Source organism: Mesorhizobium sp. M2E.F.Ca.ET.219.01.1.1 (assembly GCF_004016445.2).
In the GTDB taxonomy this organism is placed as follows: domain Bacteria; phylum Pseudomonadota; class Alphaproteobacteria; order Rhizobiales; family Rhizobiaceae; genus Mesorhizobium.
On record NZ_SADT02000001.1, the window covers coordinates 1,682,222 to 1,697,758 of the forward strand.

The following is a 15,537-nucleotide window of genomic DNA, read 5'->3' on the forward strand; positions in this document are numbered from 1 at the left end:
ATCCTTCGACAAGATCAGCAAGCCTTTCATCGCGTCCCCTTTGCGGGGTCTTTGCGTGAAATGCCGTCGATGAGCGCCTCCGGAGGGGCGTCGGGACGAAATTCCGAGCTGATCAGCCAAAAGCGGGGCGCGGCGTAGCGCGCGGCGTTCTCCTCGGTCAGCATTCGTGCGGATCGCAGCGGCCGGCTTTCAAGCCAGACCCTTGTCGCGCCAGGGGGAGTGTCAAGCTGGATTTCGCAAAAGACCTCCAATGCGGTCTCCGCGCGCGGAAGCTTCGGGCGCACATGGAAGGCGGCAACATGCTCGGCGTCGCTGTTGATCTCGAAGGCGAGACGCCGCCATTTCACCGACGCCGGCAATCGGATGTGCAAGCGCAAAATGCCGGCGCGATCGGGGAGAGGCAGATCGGCGCGCAGCACGCCCTGGCCGGCAGGCAAACCCCTGCTGAATTTCGTCTTCAGGCGCGGTCTCGGTTTCTGCTCGCCGCGTGGTTCGGACTCGGCCAGCTCAAGCGACTTGCGACGCGTCTTTGCAAGCCAACGAAGGGCGGCACCGGCAGGAGTCTCACTTTGCCTGGGCCTTGCTTGAACGAAAGCCATCCACGCGGCCATCGGCCCGGGAAGAGCCGCCTCGAAGCGTCTCATCGCCTCTGCGTCAACCGCATAGCCTGCACGCGCTTTCAACCAGCCAAGCGCGATCACTGCCGGCACCACAATGTCGCGGGCGAGAACTTCGTCGGAAAACAGCCTCCAATCGAAACCGGATTCAACGATCAGGCGGGACAGATCGACCAGCCAGTCGCTGTTGGCATGGGCATCGAGACCGCCATTGGCGATGGCGATCACCGCCAGGTCTTCCCGGACCGGCAGTCCGCAGGCCACCGAATTGAACTCCACCGGCCTGGCCCGCGCCCAGACCCGGTCATCGTCGCCGAGACTGCCCTGGCCCGGACGAAAGATGCAGCCGTGAAGATCGATGTCGCCGTAGCGGCCCTTGTGAAGATTGACGCTGCGCAGCCGTCCTGCCAGCGTCAGCATCCGCACGGCGCTGGAACCGCTCGACGGCTCCCAGCCCAGTTCAATGAACACGCCCAGGGCATCGCCCAGCCGGTTCCTCGGGACCACGATATCGAGGTCGTGGAACGAGCGTCCACCCCGTCCAACGGGATCAGCGGCACGCGCGGCTCCCTTGATGAGCATCATCGGCACGTCCGCCGCAGCCAGCGCCGCGAATGCCGGTTGGCACTCTCGCATCAGAAGCATGGTTCGCGTCCACAGCATCCGTTGAAGCCCGGCAAGCCTCGGCGCATCCGGCAGATCCCTCAAACCGGGTCCGAGCCTGTTCCAGGCGGCGAGGATCAACCGCTGCTCGCTGAATGTGCAGTCGTTCAGGTCGTGCGTGCCGATCCAAGCGCGCAGTTGCCTCTCGGCCGCCACCGGATCGATGTGCACCGCGGCCAGCAGGAGGCGCTCGTGATCGCCAGCGGGCCAGGCGCGATCAAGAGACGGGTACCAGAGAGGCCAATTCATTGCCCCCCTCTTTCTCCATCATCATCACCCCTCTTGGCCATGATCGCCCGGCGTGCGATTTCAAGAAAATCAGATGCCATGCCGGCCGGTGCGCCGCCGGCGACGGCTACCCTTCTGGACAACGTGCCTGGTCGAATGCGACGTCGATGAACCGTCTCGTCCAGCATGGTCATTTTCATGCCAGCGGCAATAGCTCTGCGGTACCAATCTATGAAGGAGCCAGTGCGCAGGCTTTCATCGAACAGGATGCCGAGCCGCTCGACAGCGCTTCGCCGCACCGCAAGCGAACTCGCCAGGTAGCCCGGATAGCGGCCTTTCTTATAGTGGAGAGAGTGAAAGGCTTCGGCGGGGTATTCCGGGCTTTCGAAGGTTTCGCTGTGGCCAAGCACGGCGTCCAGCGAGGGATCGGAATCCAGCGCTGCCCTCTGTAAGGCCAGCTTGTCGGGCGTCCAGAGGTCGTCGGCATCGAGGAACGCAAGAACCGCGCCCTGGGCGGCTTTTATGCCGACATTGAATGCGGACGGCGCTCCCCCGTTGGCCTTTCTAACTATGCGCGGATGCGAAGCATGGCACTGAGCAACCTCGACCGTGCGGTCGCTCGAGCCGTCATCGACGACGATAACCTCCGGCTGCGAAAGGTCGTTCTGCTCCGCGATGCTGTCGAGCGTCTCATGAAGCGTGGTGGCCGCGTTCCACGCAGGAATGATGACGCTGAAATACGGCGTTTCCACTCACTCCTCCATCAGATGCTTGAAGGGAGGCAACGGCTTTGTGCTGCCGCTCTTGCGCCGACGCATGAGCGACAACATCAGGGCGCGGTTGAAGTCGCGCTTTTCTTCCACCGTATAAGTGCTCGTCATCGACTCCGCGTGCCGGCGGTAGCACAGGGTCACCGCGTTCAGGATCGTCATCGGAATTTCGGCTTCGCGAATCCGGAGCATGAGGTCCACGTCTTCGGAATACAGCAAGTTTTCGTCGAACATCCCGACCCGGTCGAAGACTGTCCGGCGATAAAGGGTTGCACCCAGATGAACATGGAAAAGTTCTTCTGTTATCGCCGCTGGATCGGGTGCGGGAGTATCCGTCATCTGCCGATCGAAATAGCTGACGAAGCCGGAAACGACATCCATATGAGGTGTTCGGGCGAAACGCGCGAGATGCAGCGACAGCTTGTCGGACGGCCAGAGGTCATCGCAATCCAGGAAGCCGATGAACTCGCCGCCGGCGATCCGCAGACCGACATTTCGCGCTGGCCCCGGGCCGCGCCGCGGCCCGTCGAGGACACGGATCGCCGGGAAACGCGAGGCCAGGGACTCGACGATCTCGCGCGAGCGATCGGTCGAGCCGTCGTCGATCACCAGGATTTCCTGCACCGGCCACGCCTGGTCGAGTACGGTTTTCAGCGCGTCGGCGATGTATTTCTCGCCATTTCGCACCGGCATGATGACGCTGATCTTTGGGCGGTCGCTCATGCTCTCAGTTCCCGCAGGAACCCTCGCAGCACGGCTGTCGCCTCCATCGGATCATTGCCGATCAGAAACTCATGGCAGGGAAGCGACCGCGACAGGCTGGCGACCTGCTGGAATGTCTCGTTGTGACCGGTCCGCAAGATTTTCGACGTGCTCGGCGAGATGGCGCGGATCATCTCGAACCGGGAAGCGGGACGGATTACCGAAGCATCCTCGCCGGTGAGTTTGCATGAGACAAGGGCCTTCACCGCCATTTGCGGGACCAGTGCATCCTTTATCGTCGTGCTGATCGGGATGAGCGCCTTTTCTTTTGGGCGACGGTCCCGGTTCACCGCTTGCGCGGCAAGCCCGCTGAAGAGGGTCTCCGCCATTCCAGTGAGTTTCATGGTGTCGAAAAGCGAGTGGCTCCGCCAGTTTGCTCCAGACTGCGACACAAGCACGAAATCATCGCCCGTGGTCTGCATCCCTGAAGAAATCGCGGCAGCCGTCAGCGTTGATTTGCCGGAACCTCCCGGACCGGCGAGCATCACGCCCGCGTCATTTTCGCCGACAACGGCGGAATGAAGCATCGCATGGCCGGTGGCCAACGCGCCCCAATGGATGTGATGGCGGAGCGGCGATCCATATTCCCAGCCCGGCAGCCCGGTTGCGGCTCCGACCCAATAGACGCCGGTGCCGGTGGACAGATCGTGCAGATGCCAGATTCCACGGCTCTCGTCGGACACGACTGCGACACCGGCCTCTGCGTCCCACGCGGTCCGGTTGACGGCGTCGGCCTCGCCGGCTTCAAAGGGCCATTCGGCGGGCGGAGCAGCAAAGCCGTCATCCTCATGCCAGACGGCGTAGACAGTGATCGAGCCGTCTCCCGTGGTGGCTTCCGTTGTTTGCGCATGGCGTAGAACCGGCAGGATGACCGGATCGAGCGCGGTTCCGCATGTGCGCAGCCGCAGCGTCAACCCGCCAAGGCGAAAGCAATGCTCAGCGCCGGATTCGGACCACCGGAAACTCGCGTCGGCAATGACGCGGCGGACGAATGCTGCAGGCGCCGTAGGGGAATCGACGGCGGCTTCGACCATTCGGATCAGCTGTCCCCCAATTCCCGCCTCAGTGGCCATCCACCGCCCGGATCCACGTCATGGATGGGATCGAGGACAATCAGTTCCTGCAGGTCCGTGTGGATCTCCATCTCCGGCCTCACGAACGATGCACGGCCGGAAATGTCGGGCAGCTTTGGCGATGCGATCGGCGAGGCCGGCTGAAGTATGCCTTCCTCCACGAGGAGGTCGAGGAAACGTTGCACCGAAGCAACGTCGTCGTCGTCCAAGTCGGGATAACCCGTCCTCAACGCCGTCTCAATCATGGCGGGATCGACGGGCTCGCGCAACATCTCCCAGATGAGCTGCGCGCTTCCCTTCATGCCATAGTACTTGCCAGTCGCAAAATTCACCGCGACGACTTCACCGTCGAAGATCTCACTCGACAAATTTGTTTCGTCCAAGACGACGCCCGACATTATACCGCCCTTCGCCCCCGTAAATGCGGGGTGATACACTATGAGACCGTATGGGGGAAGCGTTCCTTGGTCACAGTATCCCAGGCAACTTCGTTCGGAGCGGTCCGTAGTCGCCGGTGAAGGGGTCGCCGCTGGTCTGGTAGCCTGGTGGCAAAGCTGGGAGGGACGCGAGACGTCAGCCCAGATCAAGCAGCCGCTTCCGTCCGGGGAGCCTGTCCCAACCACTCGCGGCAATCGGCCAGCGCTCTCGCTGTGATCGCATGACGTTTGGCGACGGTCTTGTCCTTGCCGCGCAGGCGCTTGCCGTCGGTCTTCGGCGCTTCGACCGGCGGAAAAAGCCCGAAATTGACGTTCATCGGCTGGAAGGAGCGTTTGCCGGGCTCATCGTCCGACACGATATGCCCGCCGGTAATGTGGTTGAGCAGCGCGCCGAAGGCGGTGGTCGCCGGCGGCAGCGCGGGCGCCCGGCCGAGCCGCTCGGCGGCGGCAAAGCGGCCGGCGAGCAGGCCGATCGCGGCGCTTTCGACATAGCCCTCGCAGCCGGTGATCTGGCCGGCAAAGCGCAGGCCCGGTCGCCATTTCAGCTGCAGCGAGGGATCGAGCAGCGTCGGCGAGTTGATGTAGGTGTTGCGGTGCAGGCCGCCGAGGCGGGCGAACTCGGCATTCTCGAGCCCGGGAATGGTGCGGAAGATGCGCACCTGCTCGGCGTGCTTCAGCTTGGTCTGGAAACCGACCATGTTGTAGAGCGTGCCCAGCGCATTGTCCTGACGGAGCTGCACCACGGCATAGGCTTTTACCGAGGGATTGTGGGCGTTGGTCAGGCCCATCGGCTTCATCGGGCCGTAGCGCAGCGTCTCGACGCCGCGCTCGGCCATCACCTCGATCGGCAGGCAGCCGTCGAAATAGGGCGTGCCTTCCCACTCTTTGAATTCTGTCTTCTGGCCGTCCAGCAGCGCCTGGACGAAGGCGAAGTACTGGTCCTTGTCCATCGGGCAGTTGATGTAGTCCTTGCCGGTGCCGCCAGGACCGATCTTGTCGTATCGCGACTGGAACCAGGCGGTGTTCATGTCGATCGTGTCGAAATGCACGATCGGCGCGATGGCGTCGAAGAAGGCAAGCGCGTCGGCGCCGGTCGCCTCGGCGATCGACTGCGCCAGCGACGGCGCCGTCAGAGGACCGGTGGCGATGATCGCCTGGTCCCAGTCCGCCGGCGGCAGCCCAGGCACTTCCTCGCGCTGGATGGTGATCAGCGGATGCGCTTCGATCTTCGCGGTGACCGCGTCGGAAAACCTGTCGCGGTCGACGGCCAGCGCGCCGCCTGCGGGAACCTGGTTGGCATCGCCGGCGCTCATGATCAGCGAGCCGGCCAGCCGCATTTCGGCATGCAGCAGGCCGACCGCGTTGCTCTGCGCATCGTCGGAGCGGAAAGAGTTCGAGCAGACGAGCTCGGCTAGGCCGTCGGTCTTATGCGCGTCGGTGCCGCGCACCGGGCGCATCTCGTGCAGCACGACCGGAACGCCGGCCTCGGCGATTTGCCATGCCGCTTCGGAGCCGGCGAGGCCGCCGCCGACGACGTGTATGGGATTTTTGCTCATGGGCGTCGGAATAATCGCTTGGCGGCCCGATTGCAATTGCCGGGCGGCGGCGGCGAGAAGCTGGCGCCGAAAACAACAACACCCGCCGGGGGAGGAGGTCCGGCGGGTGTCGTTTTGGGGGTCGATCCTCGGGAGGAGGTGAAGATCGACCTAATTCGTCATCGCCGGGGAGGAGGTCGGCTTTGACGAAATTCCTTTCGCCGTTTCAGAAGGGGGCGAAACCCTGGAAGACGAACTGCGTTCGCTTGGAAGACGAACTACGTTCGCTTGAAGACGAACTACGTTCGCTTCTTGAACAACGCCCGCCGGGGGAGGAGGTCCGGCGGGCGCCGTTTCAGTGGTCAACCCTCGGGAGGAGGTGAAGGTTGACCGTATCCGTCAGGGTCGGGGAGGAGGTCGACCCTGGCGAAATTCCTTGCTTAGATCGCCTTGCGGGCGACCATCTTGATCTCGTCGCGAACGATGCCGAGATCATGGAGCTGACGGTTCGAAAGCCGACCCAGCTCGGAAACCGTCTCGCGATAAACGCGCCAGTTACGGTAGCTACGGATCAGGTTCATTGTCTTAACTCTCTTCAAAACTGGTTCGGACCATTTGCGGTCCGAAGCGGATTAGACCGCCTTGCGGGCGACGTAGTGGATGTCGCTGCGGCTGATGCCGAGGTCGGTCAGTTCACGGTTGGACAGGCGGTTCAGCTCGGAAACGGTTTCCCGGTAGCGGCGCCAGTTGCGGTAGTTGCGGATCAGGTTCATGGTAGTTCTCGTTTCGTCTTTAGTTCGGATCATTCCGTTTGTGTACGAACAGAAAATAAGTGGGATCATATCGGTTTAAAAGTGCCGTTGGCGCATGGCAGCAATGCAAATTGTGCAATGCAACATTAATCGCCATTCACGCCTGCGTCACAAAGAAGGCCGAATCGAAAAATGCCGCTGCGTCAACGGTTTGGCTGTTTCGACTAAGGAAGTCGTCAGGCTTGGGGGAAATGCATGGCGGGCTATGCCACACGGGTGAAGGCGGATATCGCCCGCTGGCGGGAGATCGGGCTGATCGATCCCGCCACGGCGGAGGCACTGACGCGCGATGTCGCCGCCAATGAGCGCGCGTCGCTGAGCTTCGGCTCCATCCTGGCGATGATGGCGGCGCTTTTGTTTGGCGCGGCGATCCTGATCTTCGTCGCCGCCAATTGGGAGGCCTTCCCGCGCCTGTTGCGCGTGGTGGCTCTGTTCGCAGTCATTCTTGCCGGCTATGTCGGCGGCGCGGTGCTGAAGACGCGCGACCATGCCGCGATCGGCGAGGCGCTGTGGATCATTGCCGCGGCGGCGTTCGGCGGATCGATCGCGCTGATCGGACAGATGTACCACCTTTCGGGCGACGAGGCCTCGGCGCTGGTGACATGGTGCGCCGGCACGGCGCTAGCGGCGGTCGCGCTGCGTTCAAGCCCGCTGACGCTCGCGGCGGTCGGCATTGCCGACGCCTGGCTGGTCCTCAAGGGGTTCGGCTTCTATTGGCGCGCGGAAACCCCGCATCTCTTCATCGTCGTGGCGATCGTCCTCTTCGCCGTCTCGTTCTGGACGCGCAGCCGGGCCGCGCGGCACCTCGTCATCCTGTCGGTCATTCTCTATCTGGTGCTGCTGGCGACCGACCGCGAGACGCTTCCGGTGGCCATGTCGCTGGCCATCGTCTCAGCGCTGCTCTTTGCCGCTTCGGTCTTTGCGGGCGATCAGATCGACAGGATCCTCCAGCTCGGCGGCCGGCTGCCCTTGCACGCATTGCTCGGCTTCCTCACCGGCATGGCGATCATCCAGTTCGAGCTGGCGGATGAAAGCACCTACAACAGCGGGTTTGCCGTCGCTTCGATCGTGGCCCTGGCCAGTATCGTGGCGGCAATCATGCTGGCGGGGCGCGAGAGCAGGGGCTTGCGCTGGCTGGCCTATACCGGCTTCGCCTTCGAGCTCGCCATCATCTACAGCGTGACCTTGAGGTCGATGCTGGATACGGCCGGCTTCTTCCTCGCGGCGGCGGTGCTGCTCGGCATACTGGCGCTGGTCATCATCCGCATCGAAAAGCGCATGAAAGCGCCTGCCGGAACAGGAGCGACAGCATGACCGGCAAGAAACTGATCATCTCCGCGCTGGTGCTGGCGCTTGTCCAGATCGGCTTTCTCAGCTGGATCATCGCCGGCCGCGCCGCGATCCTGCGCAACGGCAAGGAGGTGCTGCTGAAAGTCCAACCGGTCGACCCGCGCGATCTTCTGCGCGGCGATTACATCTCGCTCAACAACAACATCTCGCGCATCCCCGTGAAGCTGATCGCCAACATTCCGCAAGGCAAGCTCTCCAGCGACGACACATCGATCGTGGTCCGGCTGAGGAAGGGCGATGACGGCTACTGGCAGCCGACGACCGCCTGGTTCGGCCAGGCGCCGTCACCGGCGGGCGAGGGCGAAGCGGACATTGTCGGCCATGTCGTGGACGGCTGGGGCTTTAGTGACCCGGAAGCGACGATCGCGCCCGACTATGGCATCGACCGCTTCTACCTGCCGGAAGGCGAGGGCATGACGATCCAGGACGATATTCGCGTGCGGCCGTTCGGCATCAAGCTTGCGCTCGCATCCGACGGCACCGCACAGATCAAGGCGCTGATGGACGGCGACAAGACGCTGTTCGAGGAGCCGCTTTATTAAAGCGTGCAGCAGTCCATATTTGATGACGGCTCCGGTTACCCTTGAAATTTTGCCGGGTATCGCGATGATTTTGGGATAGGAGCGCGGATCGTGTAGCTGAAGCATGCTACGCCTTTCCTGTTTCGAGGGGCTGCTGACACCGGTTCAAGCCCGGTAGAGACTGCGCGAAGGTCAACGGCCTTTGCGACCATGACCGTTCACCGTTCTGGGCTTATACAAACCCGAGTCGATGAGCAGGAGCGCGAGCTTTGGTAGACAAAGCAATTCCTAAGTTGCCGAAATGAGCTGAAGTAGTTAGAAATTTCTCCGCAACTAATTGGGGGAGAAGATGGCGACGCATCCTTATATCTCGGGAGCAGGCAACGTTACGCAGATGATCGGCTACCTGCGTAAGAACTTTCCGGCGACAGTGAATTCAGACACCGTAAAAAAAGTTTGGCCTTGCCCCGAATAACGAAAGTTACGTTATCAACGTGCTGCAATTTTTAAAGCTTATTGATGAGGAGGGTAAGCGTACTGAGAGAGGGCACGAGGTCATGACGACCCATGATGAGCCTGAATTTCAGAAGGCTTTTTCGGACTTGGTCAGGAGCGCGTATGCGGATTTGTTTGAGCTGCATGGTGACTCAGCTTGGACTCTCACCCGTAGCCGGCTGGTAGGGTATTTCAGGCAAGCTGACAAAACGAGCGACGTCATAGGAGGGAGGCAAGCCAACGTGTTTGTTGCCCTGCGTGAGTTAGGCGGGCATGAGAGTTTGGGAAATGAGAAAGGAGGCGCAGCTAGGCCAGCGACTGCAGCAAGGGCGCCGTCAACTTCAAAGTCTCGAAGGACAGCTGCACAGTCGAAGGTATCTAACCCTTCTGCGGCTGACTCTGTTACGCCACCTGCTACCAAGACTGACATGGCGTTGACGGTGCGCATCGAAATCAATTTGCCTGCCGGCGGCACCCAAGAGACCTACGATGCGATATTTAAGAGCATCAAGGCCAACCTCCTTCCATGACTGATCCGCTTTCAAGGTTCGAGCAACTTGCTCGGAGAGTGATGAACTATGGGGAGCCCCGGGCGGCAGAAAGCCGCGATGTCCACCCATTTGATGAACGGAACATCCACTCTGACATTGCCGCCGTTTCACTCAAACTGTTTGACGACGGTCACTACTCGCAGGCCACCTTCGAGGCCTTCAAGCGCATAGAGAACGAAGTGAAGAGTCTGTCTGGTATTCAGGAAGAGGGGTTCAGCCTCATGATGAATGCCTTCAAGGACGCGGGTCCAAAGATTAAGCTGACCGACCTCGTGTCGATGAGCGACAAGAACGTGCAGAGCGGTTTCCGGCACGTTTTTGCGGGAGTGATGTCGGCGATTCGAAACCCGAGAGGCCACGACATTCTGATCGACCCTATCGATCTATGTCTTGATCATTTGTCAGTGGCTTCGGTTCTATTGCGTATGCTTGAAAACAGGAAGGCGCCTTAGTGGTGCGGATGAAGGGACTCGAACCCCCACGCCTTTCGGCACTGGAACCTAAATCCAGGGCGTCTACCAATTCCGCCACATCCGCTTTCCCCGGCAATCCCATGTAGCCATCATTCTGTCAATGTCGGGGCTCAGATCATGCTTATCCGGCTAGACGCGAAGATAGTTGAAAATTGGCCTAGCCTGTGACAAAAGGCGTGTCGAATGTGACGGAACGTGAGTTTCCGCTTCTGCAAGATGTGAAAAGTTATAGGAAAAACAAAGACTTATTCGCATCTGGCAAAGCGTAGTTCAGGAGAATTTGAACCGCATTAGCGGTCAAATCGCCAGGTTCCGTACCAAAAGCCATTTCCGGCAACATCATACCGGCAGGCTGTAAACGGCTAGGACCGTTTGGCAGTCTCATCGTTAAAACAAAGGTTCTAGGATGCAGGTCACCGAAACGCTCAACTCCGGTCTCAAGCGCGAGATCAAGATCACCGTGCCGGCCGGTGACATGGAAGCCAAGCTGATGGCGCGGCTGACCGATGCCCGCGACAAGGTGCGCATCAACGGCTTCCGCCCGGGCAAGGTGCCGGTGCAGCATCTGCGCAAGATGTACGGCAAGTCGTTCATGGCCGAGGTCGTCAACGAGATCCTCAACGACTCGACCCGTTCGATCATCACCGGCCGCGGCGAGAAGGCCGCCATGCAGCCCGAAGTGATCATGACCGAGGACGAGAAGGAAGCCGAGAAGATCCTGGCCGGCGGCACCGATTTCGAATTCAGCCTCAATTACGAGGTCATCCCGGCGATCGAGATCAAGGACTTCTCCGACATCAAGGTGACGCGCCAGGTCTATGACGTGCCGGAATCGGAAGTCGACGATCAGGTCAAGCGCGTTGCCGAATCGGCGCGCAGCTACGAGCCCAAGACCGGCAAGGCCGCCGAGGGCGACCGCGTGACCATCGACTATGTCGGCAAGATCGGTGGCGAGGCCTTCGCCGGCGGCGCTGGCACCGACCAGCCGCTGGTGCTCGGCTCCAAGGAGTTCATCCCGGGCTTCGAGGACCAGCTGATCGGCGCGAAGGCCGGCGACGAGAAGCAGATCATCGTCACGTTCCCGGAGAACTATCAGGCCGCGCACCTGGCCGGCAAGGAAGCCACCTTCGACGTCACCGTCAAGGAAGTGTCAGCGCCCGGCGAGCTCGAGGTCAATGACGAGACGGCCAAGAATCTCGGTCTGGAATCGCTCGAGCGCCTGCGCGAGATCGTGCGCGGCCAGATCGAGAGCCAATTCGGCTCGATGACCCGCCAGAAGGTGAAGCGCCAGCTGCTCGACCAGCTCGATGCTTCGTATTCGTTCGAGGCGCCCTCCAAGCTCGTCGAGGCCGAGTTCAACAACATCTGGGCACAGGTCAACCGCGACCTCGAGGCCGCCGGCCGAACCTTCGCCGACGAAGAGACGACGGAAGAAGAGGCGCGCGCCGAATATATGCGCCTTGCCGAGCGCCGCGTGCGTCTCGGTCTGGTGCTCGCCGAGATCGGCGAGAAGGCCGGCGTCACCGTGTCGGACGAGGAGCTGCAGCGCGGCTTGTTCGAGCAGGTGCGCCGCTTCCCGGCCAACCAGCAGCAGGAAGCCTTCGAGTTCTATCGCAGCAATCCGGAAGCCATCAACGCGCTGCGGGCGCCGATGTTCGAAGAGAAGGTTGTCGACTATCTTCTCGGCCAGATCTCGGTGAACGACGTCAAGGTCGGCAAGGACGAATTGATGGCCGACGACGAGGAAGCCGAGACCGCGACCAAGGCGAAGCCGGCCAAGAAGGCTTCGAAGAAGGCCGAAGCCAAGGCAGAGGCGGGCGAAGTCGCCGACGAGGCGGAAGAGCCGAAGAAGAAGGCCGCGCCGAAGAAGAAGGCCGCCAAGGAAGCCGAATAACGGGTTTCAGCACCGCAATTTCGAAAGGCCGCCTCCGGGCGGCCTTTTTCATTAGGCCTATGTCATTGTGGCGGCGCGGCAACACACGCAACTTGTCTTGATGGTCTGCCGCTGGCGATACCAACCGTTGAAGATTATCTGTTTTCGATGGCGTCCGCGGGGTCGGAGGCATTTGTGAGGCTGGGTTCATGGTAAGAGGCTTAGTCGTTGCCGCGACGCTCTTGTTGGCGGCGATCGGCGGGAGCGTTCGCGCCGAGCCGGATGTCCCGTCGCTCCTCTTGGCGGCGGCTGAAGGAGGCGCCCGGACAGAGCCGGATCTCGGCGATTGGCGCGTCGACGCCGGCAGCGACGCCCAGATAACGGCCTCGCTGCATGCCATCAACAAGCTGATCACAGGGGGCGGAGCGCTGGGCTACAGCCCGGTGCTGACCTTAGCTTGCCGGCGCGATGGCGAACCACGCTGGAGCGAATGGCTGCAGCTCAAGGATCCGGTCTCCGCCAGCCGCAAGATCACGATCTCCGTCATTGTCGACGGCGGCAAGACCGATGAAAGCTGGTCGGTCGGCCCCCGCGGCAGAACGCTGGTCAGGGACGGGGACGACGGCATCAAGCGCCTGGTTTCAGCGAGCCGGCTGACGCTGTCATGGCGCTTCGGCCTCCTGTCGGGGCGCGGCGAGGCCGATTTCGAGCTTGCTGGTCTCTCCAAAGCGATCGGCCAGATCGCCGCGAGCTGCAAAACCGATCCACCTTGACCTTGCCGCCTAAAGCGCATCGCGATCTTTCATATTCGCTCCATGCGCTTTAGGTTTTTGATGTTACGCATGTCTTTCTCCCGAAACCGGATCCCACTTTTCGGGAGACATGCTTACAGGCTTTCCAGTTCGGCGGTCGTCATGGCGCGCCCGAACACCTTGCCGATGATATCGAGCATCGCATTGTGCGGGCCTAAGCCTTGGCAAAAGCTGGCTTTTTCTATCCGTTTGGGCGATTCTGTGGTATATAGGTGCCGCAATTCCACTGAAGAAGCCCGGGATCCTCTGCTCTAATGCGTGGCGCACGCAAGCGGGCCGGTGTGGTGCCGATCGTTCCGACGCAAAACGAGACCATCAGGGAGGAAATGCGATGCGTGCAACAGCGCTTTTTATCGTCTTGTCCGCTACGACCTTCTTCGCAAGCCCATCGCAGGCGCAAGATGCCGCCGCGGGCGAGAAGGTCTTCACCAAATGCAAGGTCTGCCACGTTGCCGACCAGGACCAGAACAGGATCGGTCCGTCTCTGAACGGCGTCATCGGGCGGGTTGCAGGTACGCATCCCGGTTTCACCTATTCCGCGGCCATGATCGCGGCTGGAAAATCCGGCGTCAAATGGGACGAGCCGACCCTGACGACCTACCTCCACGCCCCCCAAGCAATGGTCAAGGGGACGAAGATGACATTTCCCGGTCTCAAGGACGATAAGGACATAGCCAACGTCATCGCCTATCTGAAGCAATTTTCCAAATAGACGGCCCTTCCGGGCGCCATCGCTGGTCGTCCGCCAATTGCACTGTTGAAAGGTCCCGACGCGCGCCGTCTAAGCCGGCAGCGCGAAGAACCCCAACAGCAGCAGGACAACTATGCCAAGGCCGAGTATGACAAGCGTCCGCGTGTCCATCACGTTCACCTTCGACCGGGCGTATGCCCCGAAAATCGGGATCGATTTTCGAAAAGGACCGTAGGCCCATCAAAGCGGTACAGCGTCCCGTTGCACGCCCAAAAAAGGCGGCGCGCGACGCTGCAGGAGAATATCGAAAAAAGTCTTCTGGAGCCAGTGCGCCGACCTGGCCGACTGCCGCACCCGCGGCAATGAAATGACGACAAATCGGGCGCAAGGGAGTATGTTGGCGGTCGGTGCAGGTCGCGGTTTGCGTGGCCATCACGCAGAGCGGTAGCACCGTGAATTCCGCGACCTTGCCGGGCCCGATCTGGAGGAACGGTCATGGCAAGCTTTCACGTGATTGCAGGCGCCAGCGAAACGCTGGAACATACCAGGGTGAGAAAGATCGGCGTTTCCGATCTTTTCGACGCGCTCAAGCGCGGTGTCGACGACTTCATGGTCAAACCCTCGCACATCGTGTTTCTGTGCATGATCTATCCACTCGTCGGCGTGGTGCTTGCCACGTGGACATCGGGCGCAAACGCGCTGCCGCTGCTGTTTCCGCTGGTCTCGGGTTTTGCGCTGATCGGCCCGTTCGCGGCAATCGGACTCTACGAAATCAGCCGCAGACGAGAGGCCGGGCTCGATGCATCCTGGCAGCACGCATTCGAGGTCAGGAACTCCCCGGCGGTGCCGGCCATCGCCGCGGTCGGGATCATGTTGTTTGCGATCTTCATCGCCTGGCTTTTGACCGCCAAGATTTTTTACGAGCAACTGTTCGGTCCCGAGCCGCCGGCGTCACTGTCCAGCTTCATAGCCGAGATATTCGCCACCGGGCGCGGCTGGACGCTGATCGTGCTGGGTCACGCCATAGGGTTCGTGTTCGCCGTGGTCGTGTTGTGCACCACCGTGGTGGCATTCCCGCTGCTGCTTGATCGCGACGTCGGTGCCTATGAAGCCATCCACACGTCGGTGCGCGTGGTCCTGGCCAACCCGATCGTGATGGCCGTCTGGGGACTGATCGTCGCCGTTGGGCTGATCATCGGTTCGCTGCCCGTGTTCGCCGGACTGGCGGTGGTGCTGCCGATCCTCGGCCACGCCACCTGGCATGTATATCGCAAGGTCGTGGAGCCGCCGGCCAACCCCAGACCGGCGACTTAAGCAAGCCCTGTCGCCGCGTATTGGCGATCTGTGCCGGAGCGCTTAGAAGGCCGGGTGGCTGAACCGCGCCTGGCGCGCGCCGGTGGTCAGGTTGCGGAAATCCTTGCCGCTGACATGCACCAGCGTCTTGTGGTCGCCACCTTCGAAATAGACATCGGCGGCATCGCGCAGGCTTTCGTCCAGAATGACCGGCACGTCATAGGCCGCGCCGATCGGCGGTACGGCGCCGATGTCGCAATCATCGAAGAGCGACACCACCTCGTCCTCCGAAGCGAGCCCAAGGCGCTTGTCCATGACGTCCTGCAGCTTGCCGAGCTCGATCCTGTGGGTGCTCGGGACCACGGCCAGCGCGTAACCGAGCTCGTGGTGAACGACCACGGACTTGGCCATGATGCTGCCGGGCACATGCGCGGCGATGGCAGCCTGCCTGCTGGTGGATGTGCGGTGATGCGCAACGGTGTCGTACGGGATTCCCTTACCGTCGATAAAATGCCTCAGCCTGTTTGCTATGGTCATTATCCGCGTCCTTTTGCTTGAGTTCACGACGCATGCGCAAAACG

Annotated in this window: 17 protein-coding genes and 1 tRNA gene; 8 read left to right on the forward strand and 10 right to left on the reverse strand. The window is 61.4% G+C overall.

Annotated features, from left to right (window positions below):
* Positions 1-26 precede the first annotated feature (26 nt).
* The 8 genes from EN862_RS07895 to EN862_RS07930 all read right to left on the reverse strand — a co-directional run bounded on the left by EN862_RS07895 (position 27) and on the right by EN862_RS07930 (position 6,858).
* Positions 27-1,451 carry a nucleotidyltransferase family protein gene (locus EN862_RS07895; RefSeq protein WP_193771560.1) on the reverse strand — a complete coding sequence of 475 codons (1,425 nt, stop codon included), beginning with the start codon at positions 1,449-1,451 and terminating at the stop codon, positions 27-29.
* A 74-nt stretch (positions 1,452-1,525) separates the two neighbouring features.
* The gene (locus tag EN862_RS07900; RefSeq protein ID WP_127863564.1) at positions 1,526-2,260 is read right to left on the reverse strand and encodes a glycosyltransferase family A protein; all 735 of its coding nucleotides are present in this window, start codon (positions 2,258-2,260) and stop codon (positions 1,526-1,528) included.
* A complete protein-coding gene (locus EN862_RS07905) occupies positions 2,261-3,001 on the reverse strand; it encodes a glycosyltransferase (protein WP_127863565.1) in 741 nt (246 codons plus the stop codon). It lies immediately after the preceding gene.
* On the reverse strand, positions 2,998-4,074 hold the full coding sequence (locus EN862_RS07910; RefSeq protein WP_127863566.1) for a hypothetical protein: 1,077 nt from the start codon (positions 4,072-4,074) through the stop codon (positions 2,998-3,000). Before EN862_RS07910 ends, EN862_RS07905 begins: the two co-directional genes overlap by 4 nt.
* A gap of 5 nt (positions 4,075-4,079) precedes the next feature.
* Positions 4,080-4,511: a PqqD family protein gene (locus EN862_RS07915; protein ID WP_127863567.1), complete on the reverse strand. Its 432-nt coding sequence runs from the start codon at positions 4,509-4,511 to the stop codon at positions 4,080-4,082.
* 185 nt (positions 4,512-4,696) lie between these two features.
* Positions 4,697-6,106, reverse strand: a complete 1,410-nt coding sequence (gene trmFO, locus EN862_RS07920) for a methylenetetrahydrofolate--tRNA-(uracil(54)-C(5))-methyltransferase (FADH(2)-oxidizing) TrmFO (protein WP_127863568.1) — start codon at positions 6,104-6,106, stop codon at positions 4,697-4,699.
* Positions 6,107-6,525: 419 nt separating this feature from the next.
* Positions 6,526-6,666 (reverse strand): DUF1127 domain-containing protein, encoded by a 141-nt coding sequence (locus EN862_RS07925; protein ID WP_082056374.1) that lies wholly within the window; start codon positions 6,664-6,666, stop codon positions 6,526-6,528.
* Positions 6,667-6,717: 51 nt separating this feature from the next.
* Positions 6,718-6,858, reverse strand: coding sequence for a DUF1127 domain-containing protein (locus EN862_RS07930; RefSeq protein WP_082056373.1), 141 nt, complete (start codon positions 6,856-6,858; stop codon positions 6,718-6,720).
* Between the two features lie 234 nt (positions 6,859-7,092).
* Here EN862_RS07930 and EN862_RS07935 point away from each other — a divergent pair, with 234 nt between their 5' ends.
* The 4 genes from EN862_RS07935 to EN862_RS07950 all read left to right on the forward strand — a co-directional run bounded on the left by EN862_RS07935 (position 7,093) and on the right by EN862_RS07950 (position 10,266).
* Positions 7,093-8,211 carry a DUF2157 domain-containing protein gene (locus EN862_RS07935; protein WP_127863569.1) on the forward strand — a complete coding sequence of 373 codons (1,119 nt, stop codon included), beginning with the start codon at positions 7,093-7,095 and terminating at the stop codon, positions 8,209-8,211.
* Positions 8,208-8,789: a GDYXXLXY domain-containing protein gene (locus EN862_RS07940; protein WP_127863570.1), complete on the forward strand. Its 582-nt coding sequence runs from the start codon at positions 8,208-8,210 to the stop codon at positions 8,787-8,789. The genes EN862_RS07935 and EN862_RS07940 overlap by 4 nt, the downstream gene beginning before the upstream one ends.
* Before the next feature lie 473 nt (positions 8,790-9,262).
* Positions 9,263-9,793: a DUF5343 domain-containing protein gene (locus EN862_RS07945; RefSeq protein WP_281035839.1), complete on the forward strand. Its 531-nt coding sequence runs from the start codon at positions 9,263-9,265 to the stop codon at positions 9,791-9,793.
* The gene (locus tag EN862_RS07950) at positions 9,790-10,266 is read left to right on the forward strand and encodes a TIGR02391 family protein (RefSeq protein WP_127863571.1); all 477 of its coding nucleotides are present in this window, start codon (positions 9,790-9,792) and stop codon (positions 10,264-10,266) included. Before EN862_RS07945 ends, EN862_RS07950 begins: the two co-directional genes overlap by 4 nt.
* Here the strand turns inward: EN862_RS07950 and EN862_RS07955 are convergent.
* Positions 10,267-10,351 (reverse strand) — tRNA-Leu (locus EN862_RS07955).
* 342 nt (positions 10,352-10,693) lie between these two features.
* On the opposite strand from EN862_RS07955, the gene tig reads away from it, so the two are divergent.
* The 4 genes from tig to EN862_RS07975 all read left to right on the forward strand — a co-directional run bounded on the left by tig (position 10,694) and on the right by EN862_RS07975 (position 14,977).
* A complete protein-coding gene (gene tig, locus EN862_RS07960; RefSeq protein WP_127863572.1) occupies positions 10,694-12,181 on the forward strand; it encodes a trigger factor in 1,488 nt (495 codons plus the stop codon).
* Between the two features lie 188 nt (positions 12,182-12,369).
* Positions 12,370-12,933 (forward strand): hypothetical protein, encoded by a 564-nt coding sequence (locus EN862_RS07965; RefSeq protein WP_245519519.1) that lies wholly within the window; start codon positions 12,370-12,372, stop codon positions 12,931-12,933.
* Positions 12,934-13,303: 370 nt separating this feature from the next.
* On the forward strand, positions 13,304-13,684 hold the full coding sequence (locus EN862_RS07970; RefSeq protein ID WP_127863573.1) for a cytochrome c family protein: 381 nt from the start codon (positions 13,304-13,306) through the stop codon (positions 13,682-13,684).
* A 474-nt stretch (positions 13,685-14,158) separates the two neighbouring features.
* A complete protein-coding gene (locus tag EN862_RS07975; RefSeq protein ID WP_127863574.1) occupies positions 14,159-14,977 on the forward strand; it encodes a DUF2189 domain-containing protein in 819 nt (272 codons plus the stop codon).
* Between the two features lie 42 nt (positions 14,978-15,019).
* Here EN862_RS07975 and EN862_RS07980 read toward each other — a convergent pair whose 3' ends face one another.
* Positions 15,020-15,493, reverse strand: a complete 474-nt coding sequence (locus EN862_RS07980) for an aminoacyl-tRNA deacylase (protein WP_112127566.1) — start codon at positions 15,491-15,493, stop codon at positions 15,020-15,022.
* Between the last annotated feature and the right edge of the window lie 44 nt (positions 15,494-15,537).

Bases quoted from the DNA above. Each gene is read 5' to 3' on its own strand.
- EN862_RS07940 (WP_127863570.1), top strand. From the start codon at position 8,208: ATGACCGGCAAGAAACTGATCATCTCCGCGCTGGTGCTGGCGCTTGTC.
- EN862_RS07915 (WP_127863567.1), bottom strand. From the start codon at position 4,511: ATGTCGGGCGTCGTCTTGGACGAAACAAATTTGTCGAGTGAGATCTTC.
- EN862_RS07965 (WP_245519519.1), top strand. From the start codon at position 12,370: ATGGTAAGAGGCTTAGTCGTTGCCGCGACGCTCTTGTTGGCGGCGATC.
- EN862_RS07905 (WP_127863565.1), bottom strand. From the start codon at position 3,001: ATGAGCGACCGCCCAAAGATCAGCGTCATCATGCCGGTGCGAAATGGC.
- EN862_RS07930 (WP_082056373.1), bottom strand. From the start codon at position 6,858: ATGAACCTGATCCGCAACTACCGCAACTGGCGCCGCTACCGGGAAACC.
- EN862_RS07975 (WP_127863574.1), top strand. From the start codon at position 14,159: ATGGCAAGCTTTCACGTGATTGCAGGCGCCAGCGAAACGCTGGAACAT.
- EN862_RS07935 (WP_127863569.1), top strand. From the start codon at position 7,093: ATGGCGGGCTATGCCACACGGGTGAAGGCGGATATCGCCCGCTGGCGG.
- EN862_RS07925 (WP_082056374.1), bottom strand. From the start codon at position 6,666: ATGAACCTGATCCGTAGCTACCGTAACTGGCGCGTTTATCGCGAGACG.
- tig (WP_127863572.1), top strand. From the start codon at position 10,694: ATGCAGGTCACCGAAACGCTCAACTCCGGTCTCAAGCGCGAGATCAAG.
- trmFO (WP_127863568.1), bottom strand. From the start codon at position 6,106: ATGAGCAAAAATCCCATACACGTCGTCGGCGGCGGCCTCGCCGGCTCC.
- EN862_RS07910 (WP_127863566.1), bottom strand. From the start codon at position 4,074: ATGGTCGAAGCCGCCGTCGATTCCCCTACGGCGCCTGCAGCATTCGTC.
- EN862_RS07970 (WP_127863573.1), top strand. From the start codon at position 13,304: ATGCGTGCAACAGCGCTTTTTATCGTCTTGTCCGCTACGACCTTCTTC.
- EN862_RS07950 (WP_127863571.1), top strand. From the start codon at position 9,790: ATGACTGATCCGCTTTCAAGGTTCGAGCAACTTGCTCGGAGAGTGATG.
- EN862_RS07980 (WP_112127566.1), bottom strand. From the start codon at position 15,493: ATGACCATAGCAAACAGGCTGAGGCATTTTATCGACGGTAAGGGAATC.